17 protein-coding genes, 4 tRNA genes and 3 rRNA genes are annotated in these 21,212 nt (G+C 51.9%); 10 read left to right on the forward strand and 14 right to left on the reverse strand.

Translation table 11 applies throughout. The features are described from left to right. Positions 1 to 9: 9 nt before the first annotated feature. Positions 10 to 1,065 (forward strand): ImpA family type VI secretion system protein, encoded by a 1,056-nt coding sequence (locus tag HU143_RS17740; protein WP_000367614.1) that lies wholly within the window; start codon positions 10 to 12, stop codon positions 1,063 to 1,065. Positions 1,066 to 1,386: 321 nt separating this feature from the next. Here HU143_RS17740 and HU143_RS17745 read toward each other — a convergent pair. Together HU143_RS17745 and dnaQ are read right to left on the reverse strand one after the other, a co-directional pair. Then, a tRNA-Asp gene (locus tag HU143_RS17745) sits at positions 1,387 to 1,463 on the reverse strand. 133 nt (positions 1,464 to 1,596) lie between these two features. Continuing rightward, entirely contained in the window at positions 1,597 to 2,328 is a 732-nt protein-coding gene (gene dnaQ, locus HU143_RS17750) for a DNA polymerase III subunit epsilon (RefSeq protein ID WP_001670675.1), read from the reverse strand. Between the two features lie 63 nt (positions 2,329 to 2,391). Between dnaQ and rnhA the strand changes: the two genes are divergently transcribed. Beyond that, on the forward strand, positions 2,392 to 2,859 hold the full coding sequence (gene rnhA / locus HU143_RS17755; RefSeq protein ID WP_000917872.1) for a ribonuclease HI: 468 nt from the start codon (positions 2,392 to 2,394) through the stop codon (positions 2,857 to 2,859). On the opposite strand, the gene HU143_RS17760 is transcribed toward rnhA, so the two are convergent. After that, positions 2,856 to 3,578, reverse strand: a complete 723-nt coding sequence (locus tag HU143_RS17760; RefSeq protein ID WP_000801238.1) for a class I SAM-dependent methyltransferase — start codon at positions 3,576 to 3,578, stop codon at positions 2,856 to 2,858. The two genes, rnhA and HU143_RS17760, sit on opposite strands and share 4 nt — an antisense overlap. A gap of 34 nt (positions 3,579 to 3,612) precedes the next feature. On the opposite strand from HU143_RS17760, the gene gloB reads away from it, so the two are divergent. Continuing rightward, positions 3,613 to 4,368 (forward strand): hydroxyacylglutathione hydrolase, encoded by a 756-nt coding sequence (gene gloB / locus HU143_RS17765; RefSeq protein ID WP_001052780.1) that lies wholly within the window; start codon positions 3,613 to 3,615, stop codon positions 4,366 to 4,368. 71 nt (positions 4,369 to 4,439) lie between these two features. Next, positions 4,440 to 5,807 carry a murein transglycosylase D gene (gene mltD, locus HU143_RS17770; protein WP_000644706.1) on the forward strand — a complete coding sequence of 456 codons (1,368 nt, stop codon included), beginning with the start codon at positions 4,440 to 4,442 and terminating at the stop codon, positions 5,805 to 5,807. Between the two features lie 55 nt (positions 5,808 to 5,862). On the opposite strand, the gene HU143_RS17775 is transcribed toward mltD, so the two are convergent. From HU143_RS17775 to HU143_RS17785, 3 genes are all read right to left on the reverse strand, one after another. Further along, the gene (locus HU143_RS17775; protein WP_000207222.1) at positions 5,863 to 6,633 is read right to left on the reverse strand and encodes a class I SAM-dependent methyltransferase; all 771 of its coding nucleotides are present in this window, start codon (positions 6,631 to 6,633) and stop codon (positions 5,863 to 5,865) included. 77 nt (positions 6,634 to 6,710) lie between these two features. Then, a complete protein-coding gene (locus HU143_RS17780; RefSeq protein WP_001230970.1) occupies positions 6,711 to 7,511 on the reverse strand; it encodes an endonuclease/exonuclease/phosphatase family protein in 801 nt (266 codons plus the stop codon). A 131-nt stretch (positions 7,512 to 7,642) separates the two neighbouring features. Next, the gene (locus HU143_RS17785) at positions 7,643 to 8,818 is read right to left on the reverse strand and encodes an MFS transporter (RefSeq protein WP_001127535.1); all 1,176 of its coding nucleotides are present in this window, start codon (positions 8,816 to 8,818) and stop codon (positions 7,643 to 7,645) included. A 104-nt stretch (positions 8,819 to 8,922) separates the two neighbouring features. Between HU143_RS17785 and yafC the strand changes: the two genes are divergently transcribed. Further along, entirely contained in the window at positions 8,923 to 9,837 is a 915-nt protein-coding gene (yafC, locus tag HU143_RS17790) for a DNA-binding transcriptional regulator YafC (RefSeq protein WP_000648534.1), read from the forward strand. Between the two features lie 20 nt (positions 9,838 to 9,857). Here yafC and dkgB read toward each other — a convergent pair whose 3' ends face one another. From dkgB to gmhB, 8 genes are all read right to left on the reverse strand, one after another. Further along, positions 9,858 to 10,661 (reverse strand): 2,5-didehydrogluconate reductase DkgB, encoded by an 804-nt coding sequence (dkgB, locus tag HU143_RS17795; protein WP_023227766.1) that lies wholly within the window; start codon positions 10,659 to 10,661, stop codon positions 9,858 to 9,860. Positions 10,662 to 10,825: 164 nt separating this feature from the next. Then, a tRNA-Asp gene (locus tag HU143_RS17800) sits at positions 10,826 to 10,902 on the reverse strand. A 191-nt stretch (positions 10,903 to 11,093) separates the two neighbouring features. Further along, positions 11,094 to 11,209 (reverse strand): 5S ribosomal RNA (gene rrf, locus HU143_RS17805). A 94-nt stretch (positions 11,210 to 11,303) separates the two neighbouring features. Beyond that, positions 11,304 to 14,209 (reverse strand): 23S ribosomal RNA (locus HU143_RS17810). 182 nt (positions 14,210 to 14,391) lie between these two features. Beyond that, positions 14,392 to 14,467: transfer RNA gene (locus tag HU143_RS17815), tRNA-Ala, on the reverse strand. 111 nt (positions 14,468 to 14,578) lie between these two features. Continuing rightward, a tRNA-Ile gene (locus HU143_RS17820) sits at positions 14,579 to 14,655 on the reverse strand. Between the two features lie 69 nt (positions 14,656 to 14,724). Beyond that, positions 14,725 to 16,266: ribosomal RNA gene (locus HU143_RS17825) — 16S ribosomal RNA — on the reverse strand. The 16S, 23S and 5S rRNA genes sit together here with 3 tRNA genes alongside, the layout of an rRNA operon. Positions 16,267 to 16,635: 369 nt before the next feature. Then, positions 16,636 to 17,202 carry a D-glycero-beta-D-manno-heptose 1,7-bisphosphate 7-phosphatase gene (gmhB, locus tag HU143_RS17830; RefSeq protein WP_001140158.1) on the reverse strand — a complete coding sequence of 189 codons (567 nt, stop codon included), beginning with the start codon at positions 17,200 to 17,202 and terminating at the stop codon, positions 16,636 to 16,638. 189 nt (positions 17,203 to 17,391) lie between these two features. Here gmhB and metN point away from each other — a divergent pair, with 189 nt between their 5' ends. From metN to tsaA, 5 genes are all read left to right on the forward strand, one after another. Continuing rightward, on the forward strand, positions 17,392 to 18,423 hold the full coding sequence (gene metN / locus HU143_RS17835) for a methionine ABC transporter ATP-binding protein MetN (RefSeq protein WP_000594021.1): 1,032 nt from the start codon (positions 17,392 to 17,394) through the stop codon (positions 18,421 to 18,423). Next, positions 18,416 to 19,069: a methionine ABC transporter permease MetI gene (locus HU143_RS17840; protein WP_001287486.1), complete on the forward strand. Its 654-nt coding sequence runs from the start codon at positions 18,416 to 18,418 to the stop codon at positions 19,067 to 19,069. The genes metN and HU143_RS17840 overlap by 8 nt, the downstream gene beginning before the upstream one ends. A 38-nt stretch (positions 19,070 to 19,107) precedes the next feature. Continuing rightward, positions 19,108 to 19,923, forward strand: a complete 816-nt coding sequence (gene metQ, locus HU143_RS17845; RefSeq protein ID WP_000874215.1) for a methionine ABC transporter substrate-binding lipoprotein MetQ — start codon at positions 19,108 to 19,110, stop codon at positions 19,921 to 19,923. 118 nt (positions 19,924 to 20,041) lie between these two features. Next, on the forward strand, positions 20,042 to 20,446 hold the full coding sequence (gene rcsF, locus HU143_RS17850) for an Rcs stress response system protein RcsF (protein WP_001202315.1): 405 nt from the start codon (positions 20,042 to 20,044) through the stop codon (positions 20,444 to 20,446). Continuing rightward, on the forward strand, positions 20,443 to 21,150 hold the full coding sequence (gene tsaA / locus HU143_RS17855; protein ID WP_000093991.1) for a tRNA (N6-threonylcarbamoyladenosine(37)-N6)-methyltransferase TrmO: 708 nt from the start codon (positions 20,443 to 20,445) through the stop codon (positions 21,148 to 21,150). The genes rcsF and tsaA overlap by 4 nt, the downstream gene beginning before the upstream one ends. Positions 21,151 to 21,212 lie beyond the last annotated feature (62 nt).

The raw sequence follows: 21,212 nt of genomic DNA on the forward strand, positions 1-21,212 counted from the left end.
AGTAATGATATGGACATGTCCCTGACTAAACCGGTAAGCGCGGAACAACCCTGCGGCCCCGATCCGGAGTACGATCCGGAATACCTGCTGCTGTTCAGCCGCGCCGCCCCCCAGGCGGAGGCGCAATATGGTGATTTTGTCAGTACGCCGGAAGCCGTGAACTGGCCGGAAATTGAGCGTGATGCGCGCCGTCTGCTCACGCGCAGTAAGGATATCCGGGTGTTGATCCTGCTGCTGCGCAGTCGCATCCAGCAGGCTGGCGCACAGGGACTGGCGGAAATGCTCACACAACTGGCAGAACTGAGCGTAATCTGGTCTGATGCACTCCATCCACAGCTGCTTACCGGCGAAGGCGCACCCGCAGAATCTATTGAAGATGCGGCGCTGGCGCGCAGTAATGCCCTGGCGGCGCTGCTGGATCACGAAGGCGTGATGGCGGACATTCGCGGTATCACGCTGTCAAACAGTGCCGTCCTGCGCCTGCAGGTACGGGATGTCGAGCGCGCGTTATCCGCCCCTCGCCCGGCTGATGCGCTGGCCCCCGAATCCGTCCGCCAGCAACTGGCCGACCTCGAAGCCCGTGGGGCATTACCGCTGGCGGCGTTTCGCGAAGCGCAGGAAAGCGCAGAACGCCTGCAAGTGTGGGCGCGTGAGACATTAGGCGATCTGGCTCCAGATTTTTCACGCCTGCGGCAGTTGTTAGCGCTGCTGCCTGACGTGGTACAGACAACCACACCGGAAATCCCTCCGTCGCCAGCGCCAGTGCCAGACCCCGCAGGCACGGTTATGGATAATGCCGTTCCGGCACGGGCAGAGGATGTGCCGCCTGTCAACGCGCCACCCGGTATATCCCTCCCACATAATGCTGAACCGGGGCCAATTCGCGATCGTAATGATGCGCTGGAACGCCTGCGGTGCATTCGTCGCTGGTTTGAGAGCAGTGAACCCAGCAGCCCGACCATCCCACTGTTACGTCAGGCTGAAAGACTGGTGGGAAAACGGTTCTCGGAGGTGATCAATGAGATCCCGGTGGAGTTGCTGGAGAAGTGGGATGCCCTGGAGTGATGATGCGCATGTCTGGCGGTTCTCCGTGATTATCTGAGTGACATCAACATTACGCAGTCTGCTTCTGCGCTGAACATGTCCCGATCCCGGTTAAGCACCGCCATGAGGCCGCGCCTTAAATGTCAGTGGGATCAAAATAGCCATGACAGTGAAAGAAGTGGCGGTAATATCCTGTTCGTCATCCAGGCGTAGGCCCATTTGCGTCAGATTCCACGATAGACGGTGGAACTTCTTGAAGACGAAAAAAAACCGTATCCCTTTTACAGTGATACGGTTTTTTTTACTTCACAGGATGTAAAAAAACACCCTGAGATTTGTATCTGGCGGAACGGACGGGACTCGAACCCGCGACCCCCTGCGTGACAGGCAGGTATTCTAACCAACTGAACTACCGCTCCGTGATGTTCCCGCTGGGAACGAGGCGAATATTACGGTTTGCGGTGTCGCCCGTCAACGCTTTTTCTCACCTTTTGAATCAGTTGCTGCAAAAATCGCCCGAAGGATGATTTTTATAGCCTAAAAAGGAATAAATTACGCCCGCCAAAGGCAACTTCCGCCCTTTTTCTGCACCAGATCAAGCCGCGATTCATGCGCAGCCAGCTCTTCCTCAGAGGCAAAAACGACCCGTAACCGGCTGGCCTGACGAACGATTCGCTGAATGGTCGCTTCACCTTGCTGCCGTTGCGTCTCTCCTTCCATCGCAAACGTCATGGACGTTTGTCCGCCCGTCATCGCCAGATACACTTCGGCAAGGATCTGGGCATCGAGCAATGCGCCGTGCAAAGTACGTTTGCTATTATCTATCTCATAACGCGAACACAGCGCATCAAGGCTGTTACGCTTGCCGGGGAACATTTTCCGCGCCAACGCCAGGCTATCGGTAACTTTGCAGAAAGTATTGGTTTTAGGAATATCGCGTTTAAGCAGACCAAACTCATAATCCATAAAGCCGATATCGAACGATGCGTTATGGATGACCAGCTCCGCGCCGCGGATATAATCAAGAAACTCATCGACCACATCAGCAAAAACCGGCTTATCCAGCAGAAACTCATCGGCAATACCGTGTACGCCAAACGCCTCCGGATCCACCAGCCGATCCGGCTTCAGGTAAACATGAAAATTGTTGCCGGTCAGACGACGGTTTATCACCTCAACCGCACCGATCTCAATAATCTTGTGACCTTCATAGTGCGCGCCTATCTGGTTCATACCGGTGGTTTCGGTATCGAGGACAATCTGTCGTGTAATTGCAGTGCTCATATCGGTCATTTATGTCAGACTTGCGTTTTGTTATCGATTTCAATTACAGGAAGTCTACCAGAGATGCTTAAACAGGTAGAAATTTTCACCGATGGCTCTTGCCTGGGGAATCCAGGGCCTGGCGGTTATGGCGCTATCTTACGCTATCGCGGTCATGAAAAAACGTTTAGTGAAGGTTACACGCTGACCACCAATAACCGTATGGAACTGATGGCGGCGATCGTCGCGCTTGAAGCGTTAAAAGAACATTGCGAAGTAACATTGAGCACCGACAGCCAATATGTGCGGCAAGGAATTACCCAATGGATTCATAACTGGAAGAAACGCGGCTGGAAAACTGCGGAAAAGAAACCCGTAAAAAATGTCGATCTCTGGAAACGTCTCGATGCTGCGTTAGGTCAGCATCAAATCAAATGGGTATGGGTCAAAGGCCATGCAGGCCATCCCGAAAACGAGCGTTGTGATGAACTGGCGCGCGCCGCGGCAATGAATCCCACGCAGGAAGATAGTGGCTACCAGGCGGAAGCTTAGCCATCCGGTTTGCGATATTGCCGGGTGGCGCCAACGGTCTGGCGGATAGGGGTTTTACTTTTATTATGTCGCAGCGGATTAAGCGTAAGCGGGATGGTCCGCTTACGGGCCACAATAAGCTGTAAACAGCCCAGCGCCGGGATATGCGTATTTAAAAGCCGCCCCCCCTGCTTTTTCCAGGGTAAGACATGAAAACGGCTATAATGTAGCACTTCAAAATTGAGTAAAGACAGCCAGTCCAGTTGCCGCATAAGGGTAAACATCCGACTATTATAGGGCGGTGTTTTACGTAAAACGGGTACCAGTTTACGTAACCCCATCAAACTCAGCGGGTTAAATCCACTGATGACCAGCCAACCGTCATCAATCAATACGCGGTCGGCTTCCCGCAATAAACGGTGCGGGTCGGTACACCACGGCAAAGTATGCGCCAGCAGACAAACATCGACGGATTTATCTGCAAAAGGAAGGTGTAGCGGATCGGCCAGAACCTGCATCGGTGAGCCCTGCGATGAAACATTCACTTGATGGGAGACCGCGCACGCTTCGGAATTGATTTCTGCGCTTAAATTACCGATTTTAAGCAAATGGAAACCATACATTTTTGCAAACCACGGATTTAGCTGCTGTTCCAGCGCCTCACGGTAGTAATTGCCCCAGGGCAACTCACCCCAACATCCGGGCGCAACGACAGTTTGAGAGAGCCTTGCCGGTTTCATCGCAACCTTCCGCTAATTATTTGAGAGGTAATATATGAATCTTAACAGTATTCCCGCGTTTCAGGACAATTACATCTGGGTGCTGACCAATGATGAAAGCCGCTGTGTGATTGTTGATCCCGGCGAAGCGGCCCCCGTCTTAAAGGCCATTGCTGAACATAAGTGGATGCCGGAGGCGATTTTTCTGACGCATCACCATCACGACCATGTTGGCGGAGTCAAAGAGCTGTTGCAACACTTCCCGCAAATGACGGTTTATGGACCGGCGGAAACGCAAGACAAGGGAGCAACCCATCTTGTGGGCGATGGCGATACTATTCGCGTTTTAGGCGAGAAATTTACTCTTTTTGCCACGCCGGGTCACACGTTAGGACACGTCTGTTACTTTAGCCACCCTTACTTATTCTGCGGCGACACGCTGTTTTCCGGCGGCTGTGGTCGACTGTTTGAAGGCACGCCATCACAGATGTATCAGTCACTTATGAAAATTAACTCTCTGCCTGACGACACACTCATTTGCAGCGCTCACGAATACACTTTAGCTAACATTAAGTTCGCATTGAGCATACTTCCGCACGATTCGTTCATAAATGAATATTATCGTAAAGTTAAAGAGTTACGTGTAAAAAAACAAATGACACTACCCGTTATTCTTAAAAATGAGCGTAAGATTAATCTTTTTTTAAGAACAGAAGATATTGATTTAATTAATGAAATTAACAAAGAAACAATATTGCAACAACCAGAAGCGCGTTTTGCATGGTTAAGGTCAAAGAAAGACACGTTCTGATAATTCTTACTTGTCATTCGCTAACTTCGCCGTTATGATCGGTCGTCTTTTAAGCAACTATTGACACACACATGAAGGCAAAAGCGATATTACTCGCCTCTGTCCTGCTTGTGGGGTGCCAGACGTCTCAGAACACTGGCAACGTCCAACAGCACGCACAGAGCCTTTCTGCAGCTGGTCAAGGGGAAGCAGGAAAGTTTACGAGTCAGGCACGATGGATGGACGACGGAACGTCTATCGCGCCAGATCAGGACTTGTGGGCTTTCATTGGCGACGAGCTAAAGATGGGAATTCCGGAAAACAGCCGGATTCGCGAACAGAAACAGAAGTATTTACGCAATAAGAGCTATCTCCACGATGTAACTTTACGGGCAGAGCCGTATATGTACTGGATAGCGGGGCAGGTTAAGAAACGTAACATGCCTATGGAGCTGGTACTACTACCCATAGTGGAGAGCGCTTTTGATCCTCACGCAACGTCTGGCGCCAATGCCGCAGGCATCTGGCAGATCATACCGAGCACAGGGCGCAATTATGGTTTAAAGCAGACCCGTAATTATGACGCGCGTCGCGATGTTGTAGCCTCTACGACCGCCGCGTTAGACATGATGCAGCGTCTGAACAAAATGTTTGACGGCGACTGGCTGTTAACCGTTGCAGCGTATAACAGCGGCGAAGGCCGTGTTATGCGGGCAATTAAAGCAAACAAAGCGCGTGGAAAACCGACGGATTTCTGGTCGCTTTCTTTGCCCAGAGAAACAAAACTCTACGTACCTAAGATGCTGGCATTGAGTGAAATTCTCAAAAACAGCAAACGCTACGGCGTACGTCTGCCAACAACAGATGAAAGCCGAGCGCTGGCACGAGTTCGTTTAAACAGTCCAGTTGAAATGGCGCAGGTTGCGGATATGGCGGGCATGTCTATCAGCAAGCTGAAGACGTTTAATGCCGGTGTAAAAGGGTCTACCTTAGGCGTAAGCGGTCCGCAATATGTTATGGTGCCCAAAAAGCATGCCGAGCAGTTGCGTGAGTCGCTGGCTTCCGGTGAGATTGACGCCGTTCAGTCCCAACTGATCGCCGACAATACGCCGTTGAATAGCCGTAGCTATAAGGTGCGCTCTGGCGATACGCTTTCCGGTATTGCTTCGCGGCTTGGCGTAAGCACGAAGGACTTGCAGCAGTGGAACAACCTGCGTGGTTCGCGCCTGAAAATCGGGCAAAGCCTGACCGTGGGCGCTGGCAGCAGCGCGCAACGACTGGCTAACAATAGCGATAGCATTACCTATCGTGTCCGTAAAGGCGATTCGCTTTCCAGTATCGCCAGACGTCACGGGGTGAATATCAAAGATGTGATGCGCTGGAACCATGATACGGATAATCTACAACCGGGCGATCAGCTTACGTTGTTTGTGAAGGACAATAGCACGCCAGACTCCTGATATTGTCCGACGAAAAAGCCAAAAGGCGCCGCTTCCCCCGGCGCCTTTTAAATTGCTATACCGCTTTATGCGCTTCCAGCATGATAGTATCGCTGCTAAACGAGCCGTCATCCTGCAACTCAAAATAACGCTTCACCTCTACCGGGGCACTCGCCTGATATAATCGAATCGCCTCAACCAACGGCGCTGGCGTACGCATCCGCGTTACCCATGAGCGAAACTCCAGCGATAAACGATCGGTTATCACGGTATTCGTTACCAGCATCGCGTTATTGACCATCGTCAGCCATTCGCCACTGGAATAGTTACGGACATGCGACGTGTCGCGTAACGCCTCCACCGTTTGCAGCCAGATATCGCGTACAGGATGTCCAGGCGACATGACATCCATGATAATCAGCACGCCGCCGGGTTTTAATACACGATAAACCTCACGCAATGCCTGACCAACGTCGTGCCAGTGATGCGCGGAATAGCGGCTAATCACCACCTCAAACGATGCATCTTCAAAGGGCAGTTTTTCGGCATAGCCTTGGCGGAGAGTAATATTACTTAAATGTCTTTCTTCCGCCGCTCCAGCGACAACCTCAAGCATGCTGGCGGATAAATCGTATGCCACGACCGAGTTGGCATGTTGCGCAGCGACAAAACTCGCGTGTCCAGCCCCACATCCCATATCCAGTACGTTCGCGTGGGAAAAATCAGACAGCCTTTGCGCCAGCCGCGCTAAGTCACGACCCGCTGCGTGAACGGCGCTATGTAAATAGGCGTTCGCCTGTGAACCAAACTGCTTTTCAACATTGTCATGGTGGGAATGCGTTGTCATGGTAGTGCCCTTCTGTTATGAGAAAAATAGAGGGCAGCACCCGCAGAGGCCTGCCCCACGGCAGACCTGACGCACCTTTATTGCTCAGGTTTGCCGGGACTGAATTCAACGAGTAGCGGATTGTGATCGGAAGCGCGCGTCACCAGTACGGAGGCTTCATTCACGTTTAAACCACGATAAAAAACAAAATCCAGCGGTCGTCCAAACGCACGACGGCGCTGATCGTCAGTGAAACGCACCTGGCGCAGCGACATCTCACGTGCAAAGCGGTACAACGCATTCATACGTGGGCGGCTCCAGGCATTAAAATCCCCCGCCATAATGACAGGGCCGCTATGGTGCGCAATCTGGTCGCCGATCGGAAGTAACTGCTTACTGTACACGTCCACGCCCAGACTAAAATTTACCGCATGAACATTTACTACCATTAATAAACGGGTATCCGGCAACGGATATACCGTCACCAGGGCTGATTTCGCCAAACGTAAAATTGGTTCTCTTTCCCGTAAAGGGCAGCAGTAAACAGGATGGGCGGCAGAAAGCGTCATGACGCCAGACGGATGCTGAGGTAATACAAAAGCGGGAACCTGATCGGCGGCAAGATAGTTAGCGGTGGCAAACTGTACCAGTTCAGGCGTCGTCTGGGCCTCCTGCAACAGGACCAGATGCGCATCTTTGCCGTAGTTCTTCAGCACCGATAACCATTCGGCTCGCTGCTGCTTGAATATATTCCACACGAGGATACGGATCCGCTCTTCACTGCTTAGCGGTTCCCCGGCGGGCAATGCCTGGCCAATGCTCGCAAACGACCCTGGCGGCAAAATCCGCTCGGCGGGCTGTCCGGCAACATAGCGCATCGCATAGGTGTTTTTTCGCACTTTTGACTTTCAAACCTCTGTAACGTCAACCAGTCCTCAACCGGACTGGTTCTTCTGTTATAGGGATTTTAGCACTCACTTTCAACGAACAATTGCAGTTTGTTTTGTAAGTAGGCGCTTACATCAATAATTTACTCCAGAGCAATGCGTACAGGTTTATCAAGACGTCCGCTGACACCCATCAGCAGGAAAGCCACCAGAACAATGAGGGCGCCAATCCACGGCGTCTGCGCCAAACCGTAATGCGCCACCGTTTGTCCGCCAATCACGGAGCCCAGCGCAATACCAATGTTAAACGCCGCAATGTTCAGACCTGACGCCACATCTACCGCATTAGGCGTGAATTGTTCCGCTTTCTGTACCACGTAGACCTGCAACCCTGGTACGTTACCGAAAGCAAAGATCCCCATCACCAGAATGGTAGCCAGCGCGGCATACTGCGTGGAAGCCGTCACCTGGAAGACCATCAGCAGAACAAACAGCGCGGCGAAAATGAATTTCAGAGCCGGCACGGCACCATGCTTATCCGCCAGTTTACCGCCCCAGATATTGCCGATAGCCACAGATACGCCATAACCCAGTAGGATCCAGCTTACTGCTGCCGGGGAGAATCCCGCCAGATCCTGCATCATCGGCGCCAGGAAGGTGAATGCCGTGAATACCCCGCCGTAGCCAAGCGCCGTAACGGCGTAAATCAGCAACAGACGAGGATGAGTCAGTACTTTCACCTGGTCACGAATGCTGGCGGCCGCCCGACCGGGAATGTTGGCCGGGATCAGCAGTTGACTGCTCATCAGCGCAATCACGCCTAACAGTGATACCGCAAGGAAGGTCTCACGCCAGCCAAAATGCTGACCGATAAATGTTCCCAGCGGCACGCCCGTGACCAGAGCTACCGTTAAACCACCAAACATAATAGCGATCGCAGAAGCCGCTTTCTCTTTTGGCACCAGACTTGTCGCGATGGTAGATCCAATCGAGAAGAACACGCCGTGCGCCAGGCCCGTCAGCAGACGGGCGACGATTAATGTCATATAGCCCGGTGCCTGCCATGCCAGCAAATTCCCCGCCGTAAACAAGACCATCAGCGCGACCAGTAACTGTTTACGCGGCAGGCGTCCGGTCAGCGCGGTTAGCACCGGCGCGCCAATAGCCACACCCAGCGCATAGATTGAAACCAGCATTCCGGCGGAAGGTAACGAGATAGCCAGTTGTTGAGCAATGGTCGGCACCAGGCCGACAATCACAAACTCAGTCGTACCGATAGCGAAAGCACTTATAGTCAGTGCAAATAAAGCGAGAGGCATACATAACTCCATAACAGCAGTAATCAGATGACACGCAGTATGCCTGGATGTTTTAATGACAAAAATAGCCAAAATATCAATTTAATTTTGCTTCAGGAGCAAAAATGAAAGCCACCTCCGAAGAACTCGCAATTTTTGTCGCTGTCGTGGAAAGCGGCAGCTTCAGCCGGGCGGCAGAGCAGCTTGGACAGGCCAATTCCGCTGTCAGCCGGGCAGTTAAAAAGCTGGAGATGAAGCTCGGCGTCAGTCTGCTTAATCGTACGACCCGACAGCTGAGCCTGACTGAAGAAGGAGAGCGATACTTCAGGCGCGTGCAGCAGATACTGCAAGAAATGGCCGCCGCAGAAACGGAAATCATGGAGTCGCGTAATACCCCGCGCGGCTTACTGCGTATCGATGCGGCAACGCCGGTAATGCTGCATTTCCTGATGCCGCTGATTAAACCTTTTCGTGAACGGTATCCGGAAATAACGTTGTCTCTTGTCTCCTCAGAAACGTTCATCAATCTTATTGAACGAAAAGTGGATGTTGCGATACGCGCAGGCACGTTGACAGATTCAAGTCTGCGCGCGCGCCCGTTATTTACCAGCTATCGCAAGATTATCGCCTCGCCGGATTATATTGCCCGCTTTGGCAAGCCTGAGACCGTTGAAGAGTTGAAACGGCATCTGTGTCTGGGGTTCTCAGAACCTGTTTCGCTCAATACCTGGCCGATTGCCTGTAGCGACGGGCAGCTCCATGAGATCAAATGTGGGATTTCTTCCAATAGCGGGGAAACGTTAAAACAACTTTGCCTGAACGGTAACGGCATTGCATGTCTTTCAGATTATATGATTGATAAAGAGATCGCGCGGGGAGAACTGGTGGAACTGCTGGCCGATAAACGTCTGCCGGTAGAAATGCCTTTCAGCGCCGTTTACTACAGCGATCGCGCCGTCAGCACACGTATTCGGGCATTTATCGACTTTTTGAGCGAATATATAAGAACAGCTCCCGCAGGAGCTGTGAAAGAGGGGTAAAGGTACAAAGGATCGGGTAATTAATCCCAGGCAGGAGCCAGTCCTTCCGGGCTAACCAGACGATCGTTGCAGTCCAGTGCCGCGATCGCATTTTTATCTTCGGCATCCAGATGCAGATCCTGCGCCAGCAGGTTGCTTGCCAGATTTTCACGCCTGGTGGATGAAGGGATCACGGAGTAACCTTCACCCATTGCCCATGCCAGAATAACCTGCGCCGGGGTCGCATTATGTTTAGCCGCAATGCGCGCAATCACTTCATCTTTCAGCGCCTTACCGTATGCCAGCGTCATATAAGAGGTGATGTGGATACCGTGCGCTTTCGCCCAGTCAACCACCTTACGATTCTGCAGATACGGAGATAGCTCAATCTGGTTGGTGGCGATATGGTCTGCGCCCACCGCGGCAATAGCCTTTTCCATCAACGGAATGGTGAAGTTTGAAATGCCAATTTCGCGAGTCAGCCCTTGTTTTTTAGCTTCCAGCAATGCCTGCATAAATTCTTCGACAGACACGGCATCACCCGGAGATGGCCAGTGGATCAGCGTCAGATCGACATAATCGGTACGCAGTTTTTTCAGGCTCTCTTTCAGGCTTGGGATTAGCTTGTCTTTGCTAAGGTTTTCAATCCAGATCTTGGTGGTGATGTACAGCTCATTACGCGGTACGCCGCTCTCAGCAATCGCCTGTCCAACAGCCGCTTCATTATCATAGATTTGCGCAGTGTCGACAGCATGGTAGCCCAGTTCAAGCGCCGTTTTCACAGAAGCGATAACCACGTCGTCTTTCAGGCGAAAAGTACCTAAACCGAATGCAGGGATAGTCATAGAATTCCTCTTTTTAATCACTATGTTCGTTAACTGAGGGGATTATGACCTTCAGCGCTTTGCAGAAAAAGAGCGAGAAATGCAGAGGATTTTTGCGAATTGAGCAATAATTAAATGACATGCAAAGAAAAAGCCCTGAGCTAATGCTCAGGGCTCTTAATAAGTGGCGGAACGGACGGGACTCGAACCCGCGACCCCCTGCGTGACAGGCAGGTATTCTAACCAACTGAACTACCGCTCCACCGAATTTCTTTGTCACAATCCGGATTTTCATCCCGGTTTACTGCAATTTGATGCCTGGCAGTTTATGAATCACTTCGTGATTCACCCTTCGGGCCGTTGCTTCGCAACGTTCAAAAGCTTTCGCTTTTGTCCTACTCTCTGTCGAGTAGTGAACTGCCCCGAAAGTTAATGCCATACTTCTAATTTGATGCCTGGCAGTTCCCTACTCTCGCATGGGGAGACCCCACACTACCATCGGCGCTACGGCGTTTCACTTCTGAGTTCGGCATGGGGTCAGGTGGGACCACCGCGCTAGTGCCGCCAGGCAAATTCTGTTATCAGACCGTTTTTACGTTCTGATGTAATCTGAATCAGTGCTGAAAATCGTCTTCTCATCCGCCAAAACATCTTCGGCGTTGTAAGGTTAAGCCTCACGGTTCATTAGTACCGGTTAGCTCAACGCATCGCTGCGCTTACACACCCGGCCTATCAACGTCGTCGTCTTCAACGTTCCTTCAGGAGACTCTAAGTCTCAGGGAGAACTCATCTCGGGGCAAGTTTCGTGCTTAGATGCTTTCAGCACTTATCTCTTCCGCATTTAGCTACCGGGCAGTGCCATTGGCATGACAACCCGAACACCAGTGATGCGTCCACTCCGGTCCTCTCGTACTAGGAGCAGCCCCCCTCAGTTCTCCAGCGCCCACGGCAGATAGGGACCGAACTGTCTCACGACGTTCTAAACCCAGCTCGCGTACCACTTTAAATGGCGAACAGCCATACCCTTGGGACCTACTTCAGCCCCAGGATGTGATGAGCCGACATCGAGGTGCCAAACACCGCCGTCGATATGAACTCTTGGGCGGTATCAGCCTGTTATCCCCGGAGTACCTTTTATCCGTTGAGCGATGGCCCTTCCATTCAGAACCACCGGATCACTATGACCTGCTTTCGCACCTGCTCGCGCCGTCACGCTCGCAGTCAAGCTGGCTTATGCCATTGCACTAACCTCCTGATGTCCGACCAGGATTAGCCAACCTTCGTGCTCCTCCGTTACTCTTTAGGAGGAGACCGCCCCAGTCAAACTACCCACCAGACACTGTCCGCAACCCGGATTACGGGTCCACGTTAGAACATCAAACATTAAAGGGTGGTATTTCAAGGTCGGCTCCATGCAGACTGGCGTCCACACTTCAAAGCCTCCCACCTATCCTACACATCAAGGCTCAATGTTCAGTGTCAAGCTATAGTAAAGGTTCACGGGGTCTTTCCGTCTTGCCGCGGGTACACTGCATCTTCACAGCGAGTTCAATTTCACTGAGTCTCGGGTGGAGACAGCCTGGCCATCATTACGCCATTCGTGCAGGTCGGAACTTACCCGACAAGGAATTTCGCTACCTTAGGACCGTTATAGTTACGGCCGCCGTTTACCGGGGCTTCGATCAGGAGCTTCGCTTGCGCTGACCCCATCAATTAACCTTCCGGCACCGGGCAGGCGTCACACCGTATACGTCCACTTTCGTGTTTGCACAGTGCTGTGTTTTTAATAAACAGTTGCAGCCAGCTGGTATCTTCGACTGACTTCAGCTCCATGAGTAAATCACTTCACCTACATATCAGCGTGCCTTCTCCCGAAGTTACGGCACCATTTTGCCTAGTTCCTTCACCCGAGTTCTCTCAAGCGCCTTGGTATTCTCTACCTGACCACCTGTGTCGGTTTGGGGTACGATTTGATGTTACCTGATGCTTAGAGGCTTTTCCTGGAAGCAGGGCATTTGTTGCTTCAGCACCGTAGTGCCTCGTCGTCACGCCTCAGTGTTAAAGTGAACCGGATTTACCTGGAACACACACCTACACGCTTAAACCGGGACAACCGTCGCCCGGCCAACATAGCCTTCTCCGTCCCCCCTTCGCAGTAACACCAAGTACGGGAATATTAACCCGTTTCCCATCGACTACGCCTTTCGGCCTCGCCTTAGGGGTCGACTCACCCTGCCCCGATTAACGTTGGACAGGAACCCTTGGTCTTCCGGCGAGCGGGCTTTTCACCCGCTTTATCGTTACTTATGTCAGCATTCGCACTTCTGATACCTCCAGCAACCCTCACAGGCCACCTTCGCAGGCTTACAGAACGCTCCCCTACCCAACAACACACAGTGTCGCTGCCGCAGCTTCGGTGCATGGTTTAGCCCCGTTACATCTTCCGCGCAGGCCGACTCGACCAGTGAGCTATTACGCTTTCTTTAAATGATGGCTGCTTCTAAGCCAACATCCTGGCTGTCTGGGCCTTCCCACATCGTTTCCCACTTAACCATGACTTTGGGACCTTAGCTGGCGGTCTGGGTTGTTTCCCTCTTCACGACGGACGTTAGCACCCGCCGTGTGTCTCCCGTGATAACATTCTCCGGTATTCGCAGTTTGCATCGGGTTGGTAAGCCGGGATGGCCCCCTAGCCGAAACAGTGCTCTACCCCCGGAGATGAATTCACGAGGCGCTACCTAAATAGCTTTCGGGGAGAACCAGCTATCTCCCGGTTTGATTGGCCTTTCACCCCCAGCCACAGGTCATCCGCTAATTTTTCAACATTAGTCGGTTCGGTCCTCCAGTTAGTGTTACCCAACCTTCAACCTGCCCATGGCTAGATCACCGGGTTTCGGGTCTATACCCTGCAACTTAACGCCCAATTAAGACTCGGTTTCCCTCCGGCTCCCCTATTCGGTTAACCTTGCTACAGAATATAAGTCGCTGACCCATTATACAAAAGGTACGCAGTCACACCCACGAAGGGTGCTCCCACTGCTTGTACGTACACGGTTTCAGGTTCTTTTTCACTCCCCTCGCCGGGGTTCTTTTCGCCTTTCCCTCACGGTACTGGTTCACTATCGGTCAGTCAGGAGTATTTAGCCTTGGAGGATGGTCCCCCCATATTCAGACAGGATACCACGTGTCCCGCCCTACTCATCGAGCTCACAGCACATGCGCTTTTGTGTACGGGGCTGTCACCCTGTATCGCGCGCCTTTCCAGACGCTTCCACTAACACACATGCTGATTCAGGCTCTGGGCTCCTCCCCGTTCGCTCGCCGCTACTGGGGGAATCTCGGTTGATTTCTTTTCCTCGGGGTACTTAGATGTTTCAGTTCCCCCGGTTCGCCTCATTAACCTATGGATTCAGTTAATGATAGTGTGACGAGTCGCACTGGGTTTCCCCATTCGGAAATCGCCGGTTATAACGGTTCATATCACCTTACCGGCGCTTATCGCAGATTAGCACGTCCTTCATCGCCTCTGACTGCCAGGGCATCCACCGTGTACGCTTAGTCGCTTAACCTCACAACCCGAAGATGTTTCTTACGATTCATCATCGTGTTGCGAAAATTTGAGAGACTCACGAACAACTTTCGTTGTTCTGTGTTTCAATTTTCAGCTTGATCCAGATTTTTAAAGAGCAAAACTTCGCAGTGAACCCTTTCAGGTACACTCTGAAGTATTTTTTCGTAAACACTCACGAGATGGTGGAGCTATGCGGGATCGAACCGCAGACCTCCTGCGTGCAAAGCAGGCGCTCTCCCAGCTGAGCTATAGCCCCATCGTGTAGTCAGAACCTCTTTACCGATAATTTTTCCTGAGACAAGGCGTGGAATAACGAAGCATACATCAGTATGTGAGTTATTTCACAACGCAGTATTCAGGGAAAATTTGGTAGGCCTGAGTGGACTTGAACCACCGACCTCACCCTTATCAGGGGTGCGCTCTAACCACCTGAGCTACAAGCCTGTAGAGGTTTTACTGCTCGTTTTTCATCAGACAATCTGTGTGAGCACTTCAAAGTACGCTTCTTTAAGGTAAGGAGGTGATCCAACCGCAGGTTCCCCTACGGTTACCTTGTTACGACTTCACCCCAGTCATGAATCACAAAGTGGTAAGCGCCCTCCCGAAGGTTAAGCTACCTACTTCTTTTGCAACCCACTCCCATGGTGTGACGGGCGGTGTGTACAAGGCCCGGGAACGTATTCACCGTGGCATTCTGATCCACGATTACTAGCGATTCCGACTTCATGGAGTCGAGTTGCAGACTCCAATCCGGACTACGACGCACTTTATGAGGTCCGCTTGCTCTCGCGAGGTCGCTTCTCTTTGTATGCGCCATTGTAGCACGTGTGTAGCCCTGGTCGTAAGGGCCATGATGACTTGACGTCATCCCCACCTTCCTCCAGTTTATCACTGGCAGTCTCCTTTGAGTTCCCGGCCGGACCGCTGGCAACAAAGGATAAGGGTTGCGCTCGTTGCGGGACTTAACCCAACATTTCACAACACGAGCTGACGACAGCCATGCAGCACCTGTCTCACAGTTCCCGAAGGCACAAATCCATCTCTGGATTCTTCTGTGGATGTCAAGACCAGGTAAGGTTCTTCGCGTTGCATCGAATTAAACCACATGCTCCACCGCTTGTGCGGGCCCCCGTCAATTCATTTGAGTTTTAACCTTGCGGCCGTACTCCCCAGGCGGTCTACTTAACGCGTTAGCTCCGGAAGCCACGCCTCAAGGGCACAACCTCCAAGTAGACATCGTTTACGGCGTGGACTACCAGGGTATCTAATCCTGTTTGCTCCCCACGCTTTCGCACCTGAGCGTCAGTCTTTGTCCAGGGGGCCGCCTTCGCCACCGGTATTCCTCCAGATCTCTACGCATTTCACCGCTACACCTGGAATTCTACCCCCCTCTACAAGACTCAAGCCTGCCAGTTTCGAATGCAGTTCCCAGGTTGAGCCCGGGGATTTCACATCCGACTTGACAGACCGCCTGCGTGCGCTTTACGCCCAGTAATTCCGATTAACGCTTGCACCCTCCGTATTACCGCGGCTGCTGGCACGGAGTTAGCCGGTGCTTCTTCTGCGGGTAACGTCAATTGCTGCGGTTATTAACCACAACACCTTCCTCCCCGCTGAAAGTACTTTACAACCCGAAGGCCTTCTTCATACACGCGGCATGGCTGCATCAGGCTTGCGCCCATTGTGCAATATTCCCCACTGCTGCCTCCCGTAGGAGTCTGGACCGTGTCTCAGTTCCAGTGTGGCTGGTCATCCTCTCAGACCAGCTAGGGATCGTCGCCTTGGTGAGCCGTTACCTCACCAACAAGCTAATCCCATCTGGGCACATCTGATGGCAAGAGGCCCGAAGGTCCCCCTCTTTGGTCTTGCGACGTTATGCGGTATTAGCCACCGTTTCCAGTAGTTATCCCCCTCCATCAGGCAGTTTCCCAGACATTACTCACCCGTCCGCCACTCGTCAGCGAAGCAGCAAGCTGCTTCCTGTTACCGTTCGACTTGCATGTGTTAGGCCTGCCGCCAGCGTTCAATCTGAGCCATGATCAAACTCTTCAATTTAAAAGTTTGATGCTCGTGAATTAAACTTCGTAATGAATTACGTGTTCACTCTTGAGACTTGGTATTCATTTTTCGTCTTGCGACGTTAAGAATCCGTATCTTCGAGTGCCCACACAGATTGTCTGATAAATTGTTAAAGAGCAGGTGCGACGCGGCTTTCAGCTCACCGTCGCGAGGTGGCGTATATTACGCTTTCCTCTTTCAGAGTCAACCCTGAATTTCAGGATTTTTCTCTTCAACCGACCGGCTGTTTGTGTGAAGTGATTCACATCCGCCGTGTCGATGGAGGCGCATTATAGGGAGTCGGTTCAGGAAGACAAGCGGAAAAATGCATTTTTGTTTTAACCGCTCATCTTTTATCCATAACGCTTATTTTTGCTGCTTTTTTATCGCCGATGGCAGGTCGGCAAGGCTGTTTAACACCCAGTCCGCCGCGTTTTCTGCTTCTGCCGTGACCGGTTTGCCCGTACGCACCAGCACTTTTGTCCCGACATTTGCCGCCGCTGCCGCCTGCATATCTTCCAGCTTGTCTCCCACCATATAAGAAGCCGCCATATCGATATGCAGGAAATCACGCGCCGAGATAAGCATTCCTGGATGCGGCTTGCGGCAATCACATACCTGACGGAACTCTTCTATGCTGCCCTGCGGATGGTGAGGACAATAATAGATGCCGTCCAAATCAACATCGCGATCCGCCAACGACCAGTCCATCCATTCGGTTAACGTTTCAAACTGCGCCTCAGTGAATTTGCCGCGCGCGATTCCGGACTGGTTCGTCACCACCACCAACGCATAGCCCATTTTTTTTAGCTCGCGCATCGCGTCAATAACGCCGTCTATAAACTCAAATGCATCGATTTCATGTACGTAGCCGTGATCCACATTAATGGTGCCGTCACGGTCGAGAAAAATTGCGGGTACAGACTTTGCCACCTTTTATAGCTCCTGAGTAAAGCAAGTGGCGCTAGTATCGCATGTTTCAGCAGGCAAGAAAGTGCTCATCGTATAAAGCCTGATTGATTTAGACGTCTGGATGCCTTAACATCCATTCTGTTGACGGCGTTGACCGTATTAGACAGACGAAAATGCCACGGCTAACTTAATTACGATAATAAATAACCAATGATTAAACTTTCGAATATTACCAAAGTGTTCCAGCAGGGGACACGCACCATTCAGGCGCTAAATAATGTCAGCCTGCACGTGCCTGCCGGGCAGATTTATGGCGTCATTGGCGCCTCCGGCGCCGGTAAAAGTACGCTTATCCGCTGCGTTAACTTACTTGAACGCCCAACCGAAGGTAGCGTTCAGGTCGGCGGTCAGGAGCTAACAACGCTTTCAGAGTCTGAGTTGACCAAAGCTCGCCGTCAAATCGGCATGATTTTCCAACATTTTAACCTGCTCTCTTCCCGTACCGTGTTTGGCAATGTCGCGTTGCCGCTGGAACTGGATAACACACCAAAGGAAGAGATCAAACGCCGTGTCACAGAACTGCTGGATTTAGTCGGTCTTGGCGACAAGCACGACAGCTATCCGGCAAATCTTTCCGGCGGTCAGAAACAGCGTGTCGCGATTGCCCGCGCGTTAGCCAGCAATCCAAAAGTATTGCTGTGCGATGAAGCCACCAGCGCGCTTGATCCCGCGACGACCCGTTCGATTCTGGAATTGCTGAAAGATATCAACCGTCGTCTGGGGTTGACGATTCTGCTTATCACTCATGAAATGGATGTCGTGAAACGTATCTGCGACTGCGTTGCCGTTATCAGTAATGGCGAGCTTATTGAGCAGGATACGGTCAGCGAAGTCTTCTCGCATCCTAAAACGCCGCTGGCGCAGAAGTTTATTCAGTCCACTCTGCACCTGGACATTCCGGAAGATTACCAGGCGCGTTTGAAAGCGTCGCCGGAAACTGACAGCGTGCCGATGCTGCGCATGGAATTCACCGGACAGTCTGTGGATGCCCCGCTGCTTTCTGAAACCGCGCGTCGTTTCAACGTGAACAATAATATTATCAGCGCGCAGATGGATTACGCGGGCGGTGTGAAGTTCGGCATTATGCTAACGGAAATGCACGGCACACAAGAAGAGACGCAAGCCGCAATTGCCTGGCTGCAGGATCACCATGTGAAAGTAGAGGTACTGGGTTATGTCTGAGGCAATGATGTGGTTACTGGTTCGTGGCGTCTGGGAAACGCTGGCGATGACCTTTGTCTCCGGTTTCTTCGGTTTCGTGATTGGCCTGCCGGTCGGCGTATTGCTGTATGTTACGCGCCCGGGGCAGATTATGGAGAACGCCAGGCTGTATCGCTCCCTCTCTGCGGTGGTCAATATTTTCCGCTCAATTCCCTTTATCATCCTGCTGGTGTGGATGATTCCTTTTACCCGAATAATTGTCGGCACCTCCATTGGTTTGCAGGCCGCGATTGTACCGCTGACCGTCGGCGCCGCGCCTTTTATCGCCCGTATGGTGGAAAATGCGTTGTTAGAGATCCCTGCCGGGCTGATTGAAGCCTCGCGAGCGATGGGCGCCACGCCGCTGCAAATTGTACGTAAAATCCTTTTACCGGAAGCGCTGCCTGGTCTGGTGAATGCGGCAACCATTACACTGATCACCCTGGTCGGTTACTCCGCAATGGGCGGCGCCGTCGGCGCAGGCGGCCTCGGTCAAATCGGCTATCAGTACGGTTATATTGGATACAATGCTACCGTGATGAATACGGTGCTGGTATTACTCGTCGTTCTGGTTTATTTAATTCAGTTATCCGGCGATCGCATCGTCAGGGCTGTCACGCATAAGTAACGTTAAACACAACACAAATACTCATTAAGGAAATAAGCATGGCGTTCAAATTCAAAACCTTTGCGGCAGTGGGTGCTCTGATTGGTTCTCTGGCACTTGCGGGTTGCGGTCAGGATGAAAAAGATCCGAATCATATTAAAGTCGGCGTAATCGTTGGCGCAGAGCAGCAAGTTGCCGAAGTCGCGCAGAAAGTCGCGAAAGAAAAATACGGTCTGGACGTGGAATTGGTGACCTTTAATGATTATGTTCTGCCTAATGAAGCGCTGAGCAAAGGCGATATCGATGCCAATGCCTTCCAGCACAAACCGTATCTGGATCAGCAAATCAAAGATCGCGGTTACAAACTGGTTTCCGTTGGTAAGACTTTTGTCTATCCCATTGCAGGATATTCCAAAAAAATCAAATCTCTGGATGAGCTCAAGGACGGTTCCCAGGTCGCTGTGCCTAACGACCCGACCAACCTTGGTCGTTCCCTGCTGCTGCTGCAAAAAGTAGGGCTGATTAAACTGAAAGACGGCGTCGGTCTGCTTCCTACCTCGCTGGATATCGTGGAAAACCCGAAAAATCTGAAAATTGTTGAGCTGGAAGCGCCGCAGTTGCCGCGTTCGCTGGATGACGCGCAGATCGCGTTAGCGGTCATCAATACGACATACGCCAGCCAGATTGGCCTGACGCCAGCGAAAGACGGTATCTTTGTTGAAGATAAAGATTCTCCGTACGTTAACCTGATCGTGACGCGTGAAGATAACAAAGACGCCGAGAATGTGAAAAAATTCGTTCAGGCTTACCAGTCTGATGAAGTGTACGAAGCCGCAAATAAAGTTTTTAATGGCGGTGCGGTGAAAGGCTGGTAAGTTTTAGGCTGATTCCACAATCTGTAATATTATTCAGGACGGGCTATTGCCCGTCTTGTCATTTATGCAAGCTCCTGATTCAATATCTGGCAATTAGAACATTCATTGAGGAAATATTATGCGTGCTTTACCGATCTGTTTATTGGCACTCATGCTGGGCGGTTGTTCCATGCTAAGCAGATCCCCTGTTGAACCCGTTCAAAGCACCGCAACCCCGCCAAAAGCGGAGCCGGAGAAACCTAAAGCGCCGCGTGCCGCTCCCGTCAGGATTTACACCAATGCTGAAGACTTAGTCGGCAAACCTTTCCGCGATCTTGGCGAGGTTAGCGGCGAATCCTGTCAGGCGACAAATCAAGACTCTCCGCCTAACATTCCAACTGCGCGCAAGCGTATGCAGATTAATGCATCTAAAATGAAAGCCAACGCCGTCCTGCTGCACAGCTGTGAAATTACCAGCGGCACGCCAGGCTGCTACCGTCAGGCGGTTTGTATCGGGTCCGCCCTGAATATTTCGGCGAAATGAGCAGCTTTCAGTTTGAACAAATCGGCGTTATTCGCTCCCCCTATAAAGAAAAATTCGCCGTTCCGCGCCAGCCTGGTCTGGTCAAAAGCGCCTGCGGCGAACTGCATCTGATAGCGCCTTACAACCAGGCCGATGCCGTTCGCGGCCTGGAAGCGTTCAGCCATTTGTGGGTACTTTTCGTTTTTCATCAGACGATGGACGGCGGCTGGCGGCCAACAGTTCGTCCGCCCCGTCTTGGCGGTAACGCCAGAATGGGCGTTTTTGCCACGCGCTCCACGTTCCGCCCCAATCCGATTGGCATGTCGCTCGTTGCGCTAAAAAGTATCGAGTGCCGGAAAGAGAGCGTAATTCTGAAATTAGGCAGTCTGGATCTGGTGGATGGCACGCCGGTGGTGGATATCAAACCGTATTTACCGTTTGCCGAGGCCTTACCGGACGCCGCCGCCAGCTATGCGCAACAGGCGCCGATAGCTGAAATGCCCGTGAGTTTTACCGCTGAAGTGGCTCAACAGCTTACGACGCTGGAAAGGCGTTATCCGCAGCTACGGACATTTATTTGCGATGTGCTGGCGCAAGATCCTCGCCCGGCTTATCGTAAGGGTGAAGAGACGGGCAAAACCTATGCCGTCTGGCTGCATGATTTTAACGTGCGCTGGCGTGTGGTTAACACGGGATTTGAAGTGTTTGCGCTGGAACCACGGTAATTTCACGCCCTTCTCTTTTGACATCTCTTGCACGCTGGTAAACTAAATCACTTTTTTTGTAT

Source organism: Salmonella sp. SJTUF14076 (assembly GCF_015534835.1).
GTDB classification, from domain to species: Bacteria; Pseudomonadota; Gammaproteobacteria; order Enterobacterales; family Enterobacteriaceae; genus Salmonella; species Salmonella enterica.

What these genes read in the sequence shown, in the direction of transcription:
- dnaQ (WP_001670675.1), bottom strand. Translation starts at nt 2,328, where the DNA reads ATGAGCACTGCAATTACACGACAGATTGTCCTCGATACCGAAACCACC.
- metQ (WP_000874215.1), top strand. Translation starts at nt 19,108, where the DNA reads ATGGCGTTCAAATTCAAAACCTTTGCGGCAGTGGGTGCTCTGATTGGT.
- yafC (WP_000648534.1), top strand. Translation starts at nt 8,923, where the DNA reads ATGAAAGCCACCTCCGAAGAACTCGCAATTTTTGTCGCTGTCGTGGAA.
- HU143_RS17785 (WP_001127535.1), bottom strand. Translation starts at nt 8,818, where the DNA reads ATGCCTCTCGCTTTATTTGCACTGACTATAAGTGCTTTCGCTATCGGT.
- HU143_RS17740 (WP_000367614.1), top strand. Translation starts at nt 10, where the DNA reads ATGGACATGTCCCTGACTAAACCGGTAAGCGCGGAACAACCCTGCGGC.
- rnhA (WP_000917872.1), top strand. Translation starts at nt 2,392, where the DNA reads ATGCTTAAACAGGTAGAAATTTTCACCGATGGCTCTTGCCTGGGGAAT.
- rcsF (WP_001202315.1), top strand. Translation starts at nt 20,042, where the DNA reads ATGCGTGCTTTACCGATCTGTTTATTGGCACTCATGCTGGGCGGTTGT.
- HU143_RS17760 (WP_000801238.1), bottom strand. Translation starts at nt 3,578, where the DNA reads ATGAAACCGGCAAGGCTCTCTCAAACTGTCGTTGCGCCCGGATGTTGG.
- dkgB (WP_023227766.1), bottom strand. Translation starts at nt 10,661, where the DNA reads ATGACTATCCCTGCATTCGGTTTAGGTACTTTTCGCCTGAAAGACGAC.
- gloB (WP_001052780.1), top strand. Translation starts at nt 3,613, where the DNA reads ATGAATCTTAACAGTATTCCCGCGTTTCAGGACAATTACATCTGGGTG.
- HU143_RS17775 (WP_000207222.1), bottom strand. Translation starts at nt 6,633, where the DNA reads ATGACAACGCATTCCCACCATGACAATGTTGAAAAGCAGTTTGGTTCA.
- mltD (WP_000644706.1), top strand. Translation starts at nt 4,440, where the DNA reads ATGAAGGCAAAAGCGATATTACTCGCCTCTGTCCTGCTTGTGGGGTGC.
- tsaA (WP_000093991.1), top strand. Translation starts at nt 20,443, where the DNA reads ATGAGCAGCTTTCAGTTTGAACAAATCGGCGTTATTCGCTCCCCCTAT.
- HU143_RS17840 (WP_001287486.1), top strand. Translation starts at nt 18,416, where the DNA reads ATGTCTGAGGCAATGATGTGGTTACTGGTTCGTGGCGTCTGGGAAACG.
- metN (WP_000594021.1), top strand. Translation starts at nt 17,392, where the DNA reads ATGATTAAACTTTCGAATATTACCAAAGTGTTCCAGCAGGGGACACGC.